An 11,473-nucleotide genomic window follows, 5' to 3' on the forward strand; every position below is an offset into this window, starting at 1 on the left:
GGTTCTGTTGTGTTTAGAAAATTGTTATTTCTTGTTTTAGTTACATTGATGGTATCAGGTTGTCTCTTAAACAAGCCACGTAAGTTAAAAAGTCCGTGTATCAGGAGTAATGAGAATACTTCATGCGAGCTATATTCTGTTAACGACTATTGGCTAAGCAAATACAAAGCAAATAGATCATAGTTCTATATTATATTTCCTTACAATTTTACTAAAGAGCCATTTTTTAGTTGTAAAATATGGTCTGCCCTTTCTGCGAGGAGATGGTTATGTGTTACTATAAGCATAGAACTATTATTTTCTTTTATATATGAACGTAGCAACAAAAACACGTTCAAAGAATTTGTTAGATCTAAATTCCCTGTTGGTTCATCTGCAAGTAAAAGCTTTGGAGAATTTACAATGCTTCTTGCAATTGCAATTCTTTGCCTTTCTCCACCAGAAATTTCAGATATCATACTATTTGCTTTATTCTCTAGGCTAAATTTTTCCAATATTATTTGTGCACTTTTCATTGCTTTAGCTTTACTTCTTCCTGCAATAAGCTGAGGAAGCATAATATTTTCTAATACCGATAGTTCTTGCAGCAAATAATGAAATTGATAAACAAAGCTAAGAAAATTTCTTCTTATATGAGTTCTATATTTATCGCTAGCTTGTGTGCAATTTACTCCACCTATTGCCACTATACCTGAAGTTGGCTTATCTAGTAAACCTGCAATTTGCAATATAGTTGTTTTTCCTGATCCCGAACTGCCAATTAATGCAACTACTTGCCCTTTTGTAACTCTTAGACTGATATTTTCTATGATAACAAAACTCTTTTTGAAGCTTTTACATATAGAAATTAGCTCTAGTACTATATCACTACTCATGTTTAAGGACCCAGCAGTTATTTAAATTCTGGTAGAGTAATTAAATTGAGAAACTACTACCACAACCACATTTAGACTTAGCAAGAACATTGTTTACTTGAAAACCGGAACCATTTAGATTCTCAGTATAATCTATAACTGAGTTATTTAAAAACTTTGCTGAGCAATTATCAATCATTAATACAGGTTTTCCATTTTTATCATTAACTACTATGTCTTTGCTTTTTCCACTAAACTTAAAGCGTTCTTTATGGTCTTCGCTATCCTCATAATTATCATTATCATCGTCATCATCATCAAATTCATCGTTATAATCATCATCGTCATTACCTAAAGATAGATTTTTGTTTATTTGATCCATAAGAAAATTGTACTTGAAGCCAGAACACCCACCACCTGAAATTGCAATTCGTAAAACAGAGTTTTTGTCTTTTTCTTGTTCTATAAGAGAGTAAATTTTCCTTAATGCACTATCAGTTAAGTTAATATTGTAACTTATTGACATAATCATTGCCACTTATTATTAATAGTTTATTATAGTAGAAATTTTACATGTCAAACAATAATTTTCTGTTAAGTTATGCATGTCTTCCACACAAGACAAGGGGAAGGTATTTCAAAGAATTGGAAGATGAAAATCGCAGTTGCTTTCAACGTGACAGGGATCGCATTATACACTCTAATGCGCTTAGGAAATTAGGTTACAAAACACAAGTTTTTATTAATTATGGAAACGACTATTATCGCACACGACTTACTCATAGCCTTGAAGTTGCACAAGTTGCAAGATCTATTGCACGTAGGCTAGGTTTAGACGAAGATATTACTGAATGCATAGCACTTGCACATGATCTTGGTCATCCCCCATTTGCTCACACAGGTGAAAATGCTCTAAAAAAATCAGTTCAAAATTTGAATCTTGATAATGAGAAATATGAATTTGACCATAATGTTCAAGCTATAAGGATTTTGACTCATCTTGAAAAAAAACATGCTGACTTTGATGGTATGAACCTAAGCTGGGAAGTAATTGAAGGAGTTGCAAAACATAATGGTCCTCTGCTTGGTCAGAATGCAGTATTTCGTACAAATAATCAACTATTGTTAGAATATAATGAAAAATATGATTTAAAACTCGAAAAATTTTCAAGTATCGAAGCACAAGTTGCCTCAATAGCCGATGACATTGCATACAGTGTTCATGACCTTGATGATGCATTGAGAGGAAATTTGGTAACCGTAGGAGATCTGCTTGAGATTCCTTTAATTGGGAAAATATTTAAAGATATAAAAAGCAAATATTCGGAGTTATCTCAAAATAAGTTGATACATGAATCACTCAGTAAAGCTATAGGAATTATGATAAGTGACGTTGTTTTTTGGACTGAAAAAAACATTAAGGATTGTAAAATAGAAAGTGTAGAAGACGCGAGAAGTTTAAATAAGATGTTAGTTATATTCTCACCAGAAGTTGCAAACGCTATAGAAGAAATAAAAAAATTTAACATAGAAAAANTATATAAAAGCTATAAACTTAACAGAACGATGAATAAAGCAAAACGTATAGTACAAGAGCTTTTTCAATGTTTTTATGACAATCCGGAACTATTGCCTATAGAGTGGGGCAGGCTTGCTTATGAATTTGAGCGTTCAGTAGTAATATGTGACTATATCTCTGGTATGACAGATAGATTTGCCATACATGAACACAGAAGAATTTTTGACACCTCATACGAAATGACCTCTTTTTAATGGCAGATGACTATTTTATATTAATAGCACTGAAGCTTGTGCAAAGCGAAAGATTTGGGTATAACGATTACTTTCTTAGCAATCAATACTGGTTGTTATTATTGCTACCGCTAAAGATGCAAGTGCAACTATACCTTCAATACTAATTTTTGTTATGTATACTGTGTTTCTCCACTTCTATATATGCTTTTATTTATAATAACTTTTAATAAACCTCCTTTTAATTGAGTTTAATAATAAATTAAACATGCTAGATGTTAGCATACATGATCAAGCTATTTTTTTTTTTTGCAAATATAATTTCTAGCTATAGGTCTGTTTTCTAAACTGCTAATAACTATAAACAGCTGGCTGAATTTTAATAAACCAATAACCATGTAAGTAGGCTGAGAAAATTTTGAAATCATGGCTATGCCACAATTGTGCAAGCAACTATATTTTTTGCAACTAACTTTCAGCTATTTATAGCTAAGAAATCTACTAAATTGGAAAAAATACAAGAAATATTAGTTACTATCTAATTAAATAGTATTAATATTTTTTTTAAACATTTAATAGTCGCAATTTAGCTAATTTTAATATCTTTCTAAAATTTTTAGCTTTTAATATTAAAAGATTTATTAAATGGAGAATGAAGATAAAAGGAATCCCATAATAGCTAGTTATTCTTCTGGTTTTATGAGCTGATATTTTATACTTTCTTGAATGCTTTCGTTGTTCAATTTGCACAGATTGAAGATAATTAAATACCTTTATTATCATAATAAAGAGGTTGGCAGAATTTGTTAAATGGTCTTCAGTCTTATTTCTATGATTGAAAAAGTATGGATATCTATTAGTTACTTAGATACTGAATTATTGTAAAATTTGACATTCATTACTGATGGCTAGAATATTAGCAGAGTAAAAATTGCTTAAGAAAGTATGTATACGTATGACGTAGTGGTAGTAGGTGGTGGTCATGCTGGGTGTGAAGCAGCTGCGGCTGCAGTTCGCCTTGGTGCAAATACACTACTTATAACCCATAAAATTTCAACTATAGGAGAAATGTCCTGCAATCCAGCGATTGGAGGAATTGCAAAAGGTGTTGTAGTTAGAGAGATTGATGCTCTTGATGGAATAATGGGGAGAGCAATCGATCAAGCAAGCATACACTCAGTTATTTTAAACGGTAGCAGAGGTGCAGCAGTGTGGGGACCACGTGCACAGGCAGATCGAAAACTATACAAGAGAGCAATACAGGAAATTATTCTAAATTACAACAATTTGACAGTAAAAGAAGAGTCGGTTGACGATTTTCTTATTGAAAGTAATAGCAATGGAGAGCCGTACATTAAGGCCGTTGTAACAAGCTTAGGCGAGCGTATATTGACAAGTAGAGTTGTTTTAACTACAGGAACTTTTCTGCAAGGTGTGATTCATATAGGTGAACAGACAATTCCTTCAGGAAGAATGGGGGATAAGTCTTCAATAGAACTTGCAAATACATTAAAAAAATATAATTTTGGATTAGGTAGATTACGTACCGGAACTCCACCAAGACTTAATCGTAATACTATAAACTGCTCAATATTGCAAGAACAAGTAGGTGATAATCCACCTACACCGTTTTCTTATCTTACAAAAAGAACTACCCAACCTCAAGTTTCATGTTTTATTACTTATACTAATGAAAATACACACAGAATAATTCAAGAGAATCTCCACAGATCAGCTTCTTCATACTTGAATGACATTGTTGCACCAAGATATTGCCCATCGATTGAAGCTAAAGTTAAAAAGTTTGCAGAAAAAAATAGTCACCAAATATTTCTAGAACCGGAAGGACTTGACGATAATACTATATATCCGAATGGAATTTCAAATTCATTGCCTATTGAAGTACAGTACAAAATGATAAGGAGTATCAAAGGACTTGAAAATGCAGAGATATTAAAACCTGGATATGCAATTGAGTATAATTATATTGATCCACGAGAGTTATTTCATACTCTAGAAACTAAAAAAATTAAAGGGCTATATTTTGCCGGTCAAATTAATGGAACTACTGGATATGAAGAAGCAGCAGGACAGGGAATTGTTGCCGGAACTAATGCAGCACTTTCTGCAGCTGGAAAGAAAGGAGGCTTTGTTCTTCATCGCACAGACTCGTATATCGGTGTAATGATAGATGATTTAGTTACTAAAGGGGTAATAGAACCTTATAGGTTATTCACCTCACGTGCAGAATATAGACTAGCAATCAGATCAGACAATGCAGACAGAAGATTAACACAAAAGGGTTATGATATTTCCCTTGTATCGCATGAGAGATACTCTGTTTTACAAAGTAAACTTAAGTCTATTAAGCAACTTAAGAAAAATTTAGAGAGCTTAACAATTACTCCTGAGCAACTTAGGTTTTATGGTATAAAAACATCTTATGATGGAATGAGAAAAACAGCACTAGATCTACTTAGCTACCCCAATATCAACTGGAATAAATTACAAGAAATATGGTTGGAATTGGGTAGTGTTACGCACTGGAATAATACCATAATAAATGGTGTAAATGAGAATGAGATACGCGAGGCAGTTACAATTGAAGCAAAGTACAAACCTTATTTGATAAGACAAGAAGCAGATATGAGGTTTTTACGAGAGGAAACTAATACTCAAATTCCAATTAGCTTTGATTATTCACAAGTTCAAGGTCTATCAAGCGAAGTAATAGAAAAATTGCAGGCAATAAAACCAGCAACAATTGGCATTGCAAAGCAAATACAAGGCGTTACCCCAGCAGCAATAGTTAGCATATTGGTGTATTTGAGAAATAAGAGAATGAAAATAGCTGCTACTAATTCTGTGTAAGGTATTCTATGTTAAAAATCGAGGAATTTCGTTCTTTTATGCGTAAAATAAATGTAGATGTATTTATGCTGCACACTAAAGATGAATATTTAAATGAACATTCAGATGGCTTAATCAAATTATGTGGCTTTACAGGGACAAATGGACTGCTTATTGTTACAAAAGATAACAAGTGCCCGTTTTTTACAGATGGACGTTATATCATACAAGTCCATAAACAGCTTGATCAAGATACTTTTCAAGTATATAATATACAAGAAGAGGATCCGTGTGAATGGGTGAAAGCGAATTTAACATTGACCACTTCATTAGGTTATTACTCGCAGAATTTTACTGTAAAAGAGATAAGGAGATACGAAAATATTTGTAGATTAGTATCAGTATCCTATTCAATTAAAAAAGAAAGTAATCATAAAGAACAAACTATAGTTTCGTATGCAGTTGAGTACTCCGGTGAAAGTAGTAAGAGTAAATGTGAAAGAGTGGCTAAAAGTATAAATAAAGAAATTGAAGCGGTTCTTCTAACTGATCCAAATTCAATTTCATGGTTATTAAATCTAAGAAATGAAAATGCTAAGTATACTCCATGTGTATTAGGCCGTGTTATACTATATAAAAATGGTAATGTTGATTTATTTGTTCAAGATAAAGAATATTCAACTGTACAGGCAAATTTAGATAACCATATAAGTATTTTTGATATTAACAAGCTAGAGAGTTCACTGTGTAAGCTAAATTCGGTAATGATAGATCCAAGCACAACTCCAATGAGTATTATGGCTATAATAGAAAGTAAGCTGGTAGTTGAAAGAGATGATCCTTGTTTAATTTACAAAGCAGTAAAAAATCAAACTGAAATAGCTGGGGCTATAAATGCGCACATTCGGGATGGAGTAGCAGTAACAAATTTTCTATATTGGCTTGAAAGTAATATTAATAAGCCTCTTGTAAATTCAAATATTATCCAGATAACTGATACTGAGACTCAGAAGAAAAACGCAGATTCCAGCATCATGCGCTGGAATGACATAAAAAAGGATCCTGATTTTTTGCTTGAACAACCATTATATGGTGGGTCTAGTGTGATCACCGAACTTAGTGCTGAAGAGAAACTCTTAGAATATAGAAAAGAACAGGATTTATTTAAGCAATTAAGCTTTCCAACAATTTCCGCATTTAATGAGAATGGAGCAGTAATTCATTACCGTTCAAGTAGTAAGACGAATAAAATAATTCAGAAAGATGGATTGTACTTGATTGATTCTGGTGGCCAATATCTTAATGGTACAACTGATATTACAAGAACTGTAGCAATTGGAAGCCCAACTAACGAACAAATAACTCATTATACAATAGTATTGAAAGCTCATATTGCTATAGCAAGTGTAGTCTTTCCTTCTAATACTACTGGTGGAGAGCTAGATATATTGGCACGCACTCATTTATGGAAATTTGGAATAGATTACATGCATGGTACAGGACATGGAGTAGGAAGTTATTTATCAGTTCATGAAGGACCACAAGCAATATCAAAAGGGAATAAGGTAAAACTTATGCCAGGAATGATACTTTCCAATGAACCTGGTTATTATATTCCAGGAAAATATGGAATAAGGATTGAGAATCTGATGTATATTGACAGACAAGAAAATGGCTTCTTAAACTTTAAGCAACTTACTTCTGTTCCATACGATAGAAAGCTAATAAATATACACATGCTTACTAAAAATGAAATTAAGTGGATAAATAGCTATCATCAGTTTGCTTATGAAAACTTAGAAAACGATATCAACGATAAGGAATGGTTAGAGAAAACATGTGCCCCTTTATAAATAAAGGGAAGGCTTTTTACTCTTTAAATGAGTATTAATACAGGTGTAAAAGAGGTATTATATATTGTTTTTAAATTAAAAACAATATATAATAAAAAGTACGTATTTCCAGGTAGGTGTAATTATGATAGATAAAGTTCAGGAAGATGAGTTTATGAAACAGTACATGGATACTTGTAAAGAACAAATAGAAAAATTAGCTAAGGATCCTGAGTTACTTAATCAAACCTTAAAACCATTTATGCAAATGTCTCAGCAGCTTATGGCTAGTAGTATGTTAGATGGATCTATGCCTAATAATATAGTATCTAATTTGAGTAATATGGATATTACTAAGTTGCTTACTCAGATGAAGGAAATGATTGATTACATAAAAAGCAACTACAAGGGACTCATGAAAAAAGATAGTTCACAGATTCAAGAGCTTGATGAATCCAGTAGAAAACTGAGAGGCTTAGTCAGAAAGCTGATAGAAAGAATTGAAAATAATAAATAGTAGAGTTGTCAGTAGCGTAGTAAAACAGAACCCCAGGTCAGACCTGCACCTATTGCAATTAGCAGTCCAAGGCTCCCTGGTTTTATTTTTGATTTTTGTATTGCATGATCAAGTGCTAGTGGAATTGATGCTGCTGAAGTGTTTGCATGTTGATCAACCGTATTAATCACTTTTTCTATAGGCAAATCTAACTTCTTCATTACTGCTTCAACAATACGAATGTTTGCCTGATGAGGAGTTAACCAATCAATATCAGTAATCTCTAAATTATTGAATTTCAGTGCTTTCTCTACTGAAGCTGTTAATTTATCTACTGCATGTTTGAATATTTCTCTTCCTTTCATGCATATTTTTCCAGGGTTACCAGTTGAGGATACTCCTCCATTCGTGCATAATATATCTATATTGCCATCAGAGTATAGGTTAGTTGATACTATGCCACCATTTATGGATTTCTTTACTGCTTCACTACAATGCACTGATTTTATTACTATTGCGCCGGCGCCATCACCAAATAGTACACAAGTTGATCTATCTTTCCAATCAACAATTCTAGACATTATTTCAGCACCTATAACTAGTGCATACTTAATGCTATTATTGGCTTTGATAAGCGAGTCAGCGACTGTAATTGCATATATAAAACCAGAGCATGCGGCTTGTACATCAAAAGCAAACGCATTCCTACATTTTAATCTGCTTTGCACAATAGTTGCACAGCTAGGAAGAGTTTTATCAGGTGTTGTTGTTGCTACTATGATTAAATCAATTTCATTTACTAAAATTTTAGCTTTTTCTATAGCATCTCTTGCTGCATTAACAGCTAAATCTGATGTTAATTCTTCTTTATCTGCTATATGTCTTTGAGTTATTCCTGTTCTCTGTCTAATCCATTCATCACTTGTTTCAACTATTGATGCAACATCATTGTTACTCAATATTCTTTTTGGTAAGTAAGATCCAGTACTTAATATGAAACTTTTATTCAATATGACCTACCTCACTAACTATCTTTTGGTTTAAGTTTTCACTAATAGCACTTACTGCAAATTTTATAGCGTGGGCAAAAGAAACAGCATCGGAATTTCCATGGCTCTTGATGACTACGCCATTGAGCCCTAAAAACATAGCTCCACTTCTAACTTTGGGATTAAAACGCGTTAATACCTTGCTAAGTTTGGATTTCAATAATACACCAATAAGCACTTTTGTTGTCCACGAGTTGAATACTTCTTGCTTTATTAAATTAATAAAAGCACTAGCGGTTGCCTCAGCTGTTTTAAGCATTACATTGCCAACAAAACCATCAGCGACAATCACGTCAATACTGCCATCTAAAAATTCACTTGCCTCTATATACCCCTTAAAATTAATATTTGAGGTATTTTTGAGCAATTCAAAAGCTCCTCTTATTGAGTCAGTACCTTTAATTTCTTCTGTACCAATATTTAATAAAGCAACTTCAGGATTGTCAACTTTTAGTGCTATTTTTGCAAATGTACTCCCCATCAATGCAAATTGAAATAATGAGTCAGCATTACAATCAACATTTGCACCAAGATCAAGTAATACAAAGCTTTTTGCCTTAGTTGGACAGACAGTCCCAATAGCAGGGCGATAGATATTTGGCAGTATTCCTAGAATAAACCTAGAAATAGCCATTAATGCTCCAGTGTTGCCTGAAGATACTGCCCCAGAAGCCTTACCTTTTCTTACTGCTTCAATGGCTGCTTTCATGCTCGAATCTTTACGATGCCTCAGTGCAAAGGATGGTTTATCATTCGCGAGAACACTGTCAGAACAATGGATCAACTCAGAATTATTGCTTACCTTCTTATATTTTAAAAGTAAAGGAGATACTTCTTTTTGGTCTCCATAAATACGAAAAAAAATTTTAATTCCTGGGTCAATAAGGTTATCCAAAAAAAAACTAGCACCTTGAATTACTGAGAGAGGTGCAAAATCACCTCCCATAGCGTCAAGTGCGACAACTATGTTATGGTTAACAGTAGGTAACATATCATGATACATGATAGTTATTCTTTCTGTTGTTTGATGAAAACACGTTTTCCTTTATAACTGCCATCAATTGCTATATTGTGAGGTAACATAAATTCCCCAGTTATTGTGCATACCGCAATATTCTTAGGCTCAATAGCATGGTGAGAACGATGCATATTACGCCTTGATTTTGACTTTTTTTTCTTTGGTACTGCCAAAACTTTTCTCCATTCTACTATAAAAATTTAATCTATTAGTAACATATTTTTTACAGGAAGTAAACAGTGATAGTAAGATAAGTAAGGTTTACCTATGTAATTAATTCCTGTAAGTTTTAAACTGAAACATTTCAGTTAAAATATATTGAATTTAAAAGATACTTTACTATATAATAAAATTACTAAAAATTTTAGTAAAGCTAATTTTATGCTAAGGTAAGTGCGGGAAGTGATTTTTCCAATATAAATATGGTGTTAGAATGATCTGTAGGTACCTTACTGACTTTCTATTAATGCTTGGTAGTGTGTGGGCATTTATATTTTTCAGTCTTTATATCACTACCATATTATTAAGCTAACATAGCAACAAAGTAGATCATAGAAGCAGGCTTTTTCTCTTTACCGATTTTTCTTGGACTCACAGGAATTTTTATGGGAGCAGTAATAGCTTTGTGCAAAACAATTCTGAGCTTCATTAATTAGTCCAGTTTTAATTAATCTAACAATGCTGGAAAGGATGTACTATCAATTATAGCAGAAACTGGTACGATTGTATATTACTGAATAAATGGATGTACTTATAACTTTAAGTATTAACCTCTTTAAATATTTAACCGTACCGAGAATTTTAATATCAGTTATAGTATTCCATGTACTTATAACAATGCAGATTTAATAGGAATACTTAGAAGATATCACTGCAGTTTTCAAATTTAGCCACAAGAATATACTATATAAGTAAAATGTGCAGGCCAAATTCTTTAATATGTAAGATTTTATTACCTGGTCTAGTAAAGGAAATTGCTTTTGCTGCTATAATTTCTGTTTTAAGAGGAGGTATACAAATGAGGAAAAGTAAGTTATTTGCTATAACATTAACTGTTTTATTTTATCGTCCATATCGTATTTGATTATTTTAGCAGCAAACTACTTAATTACTTTAATACATGCATAGTCTTATAATATCAAACTTAAGCTTATCTTTACTAAAAGATGTAAATCTCAATATATTAAAATAGGAATTACTGGTTATACTTGGTAGCTCAGGAAGTAACAAATCTATATTAACAAAAATAACCATTAGCTTGCTGATGTCAGATTCATTATTTATTGGAATAAATAGTAAAGACTAAAATAAACTTAGAGTATCTTTCAAGGTTTTGCTTTACTTAACTGCTTTACAGTTTAGAAAAGTAATATTTTTTAACTATAAAAGTTACTTTAATATTGGCAAAAAAAAAGGTAAAGCAATTATTAATTGAGAAATTGAATAATGTTTTTTAGACTAGACCAATTTCATATCAGATATAGAAAATGAGATAGTGATAGAACTATCAGAAAATTCTGATTTCTATTATTACAACTACACATGGTATTTACAGGTATATTTAAAGATATCCTATAAAACTATATGAGGGAAATATCAGCTTTTACGGAACAACACTAAAC

General features: G+C 32.2%; 10 protein-coding genes. 4 read left to right on the top strand and 6 right to left on the bottom strand.

Annotation, left to right across the window (positions count from 1 at the left end):
• Positions 1 to 200: 200 nt before the first annotated feature.
• Together HSX44_RS01335 and HSX44_RS01340 are read right to left on the bottom strand one after the other, a co-directional pair.
• A complete protein-coding gene (locus HSX44_RS01335; protein ID WP_275601977.1) occupies positions 201 to 875 on the bottom strand; it encodes an ABC transporter ATP-binding protein in 675 nt (224 codons plus the stop codon).
• A gap of 40 nt (positions 876 to 915) precedes the next feature.
• A complete protein-coding gene (locus tag HSX44_RS01340; protein ID WP_275601978.1) occupies positions 916 to 1,380 on the bottom strand; it encodes a HesB/IscA family protein in 465 nt (154 codons plus the stop codon).
• Positions 1,381 to 1,427: 47 nt separating this feature from the next.
• Here HSX44_RS01340 and HSX44_RS01345 point away from each other — a divergent pair, with 47 nt between their 5' ends.
• From HSX44_RS01345 to HSX44_RS01360, 4 genes are all read left to right on the top strand, one after another.
• On the top strand, positions 1,428 to 2,627 hold the full coding sequence (locus tag HSX44_RS01345; protein ID WP_275601979.1) for a deoxyguanosinetriphosphate triphosphohydrolase: 1,200 nt from the start codon (positions 1,428 to 1,430) through the stop codon (positions 2,625 to 2,627).
• Between the two features lie 924 nt (positions 2,628 to 3,551).
• Entirely contained in the window at positions 3,552 to 5,477 is a 1,926-nt protein-coding gene (mnmG, locus tag HSX44_RS01350; RefSeq protein ID WP_275601980.1) for a tRNA uridine-5-carboxymethylaminomethyl(34) synthesis enzyme MnmG, read from the top strand.
• A gap of 8 nt (positions 5,478 to 5,485) precedes the next feature.
• Positions 5,486 to 7,309 carry an aminopeptidase P family protein gene (locus HSX44_RS01355; protein WP_275601981.1) on the top strand — a complete coding sequence of 608 codons (1,824 nt, stop codon included), beginning with the start codon at positions 5,486 to 5,488 and terminating at the stop codon, positions 7,307 to 7,309.
• A 124-nt stretch (positions 7,310 to 7,433) separates the two neighbouring features.
• Positions 7,434 to 7,805, top strand: a complete 372-nt coding sequence (locus HSX44_RS01360) for a hypothetical protein (protein WP_275601982.1) — start codon at positions 7,434 to 7,436, stop codon at positions 7,803 to 7,805.
• An 8-nt stretch (positions 7,806 to 7,813) separates the two neighbouring features.
• Here the strand turns inward: HSX44_RS01360 and HSX44_RS01365 are convergent, their stop codons facing one another.
• The 4 genes from HSX44_RS01365 to HSX44_RS01380 all read right to left on the bottom strand — a co-directional run bounded on the left by HSX44_RS01365 (position 7,814) and on the right by HSX44_RS01380 (position 10,500).
• On the bottom strand, positions 7,814 to 8,794 hold the full coding sequence (locus HSX44_RS01365) for a beta-ketoacyl-ACP synthase III (protein ID WP_275601983.1): 981 nt from the start codon (positions 8,792 to 8,794) through the stop codon (positions 7,814 to 7,816).
• On the bottom strand, positions 8,787 to 9,824 hold the full coding sequence (plsX, locus tag HSX44_RS01370; protein ID WP_275602404.1) for a phosphate acyltransferase PlsX: 1,038 nt from the start codon (positions 9,822 to 9,824) through the stop codon (positions 8,787 to 8,789). The genes HSX44_RS01365 and plsX overlap by 8 nt, the downstream gene beginning before the upstream one ends.
• Positions 9,825 to 9,841: 17 nt before the next feature.
• Positions 9,842 to 10,024 (bottom strand): 50S ribosomal protein L32, encoded by a 183-nt coding sequence (gene rpmF / locus HSX44_RS01375; protein ID WP_275601984.1) that lies wholly within the window; start codon positions 10,022 to 10,024, stop codon positions 9,842 to 9,844.
• Between the two features lie 350 nt (positions 10,025 to 10,374).
• Positions 10,375 to 10,500 carry a hypothetical protein gene (locus tag HSX44_RS01380; RefSeq protein ID WP_275601985.1) on the bottom strand — a complete coding sequence of 42 codons (126 nt, stop codon included), beginning with the start codon at positions 10,498 to 10,500 and terminating at the stop codon, positions 10,375 to 10,377.
• Positions 10,501 to 11,473: the final 973 nt, after the last annotated feature.

The organism is Wolbachia endosymbiont of Onchocerca gibsoni (assembly GCF_029169405.1).
Classification (GTDB): Bacteria; Pseudomonadota; Alphaproteobacteria; order Rickettsiales; family Anaplasmataceae; genus Wolbachia.

Coding starts and splice junctions, on each gene's coding strand:
- mnmG (WP_275601980.1), top strand. CDS start 3,552: ATGTATACGTATGACGTAGTGGTAGTAGGTGGTGGTCATGCTGGGTGT.
- plsX (WP_275602404.1), bottom strand. CDS start 9,824: ATGTTACCTACTGTTAACCATAACATAGTTGTCGCACTTGACGCTATG.
- HSX44_RS01340 (WP_275601978.1), bottom strand. CDS start 1,380: ATGTCAATAAGTTACAATATTAACTTAACTGATAGTGCATTAAGGAAA.
- HSX44_RS01335 (WP_275601977.1), bottom strand. CDS start 875: ATGAGTAGTGATATAGTACTAGAGCTAATTTCTATATGTAAAAGCTTC.
- HSX44_RS01380 (WP_275601985.1), bottom strand. CDS start 10,500: ATGAAGCTCAGAATTGTTTTGCACAAAGCTATTACTGCTCCCATAAAA.
- HSX44_RS01360 (WP_275601982.1), top strand. CDS start 7,434: ATGATAGATAAAGTTCAGGAAGATGAGTTTATGAAACAGTACATGGAT.
- HSX44_RS01355 (WP_275601981.1), top strand. CDS start 5,486: ATGTTAAAAATCGAGGAATTTCGTTCTTTTATGCGTAAAATAAATGTA.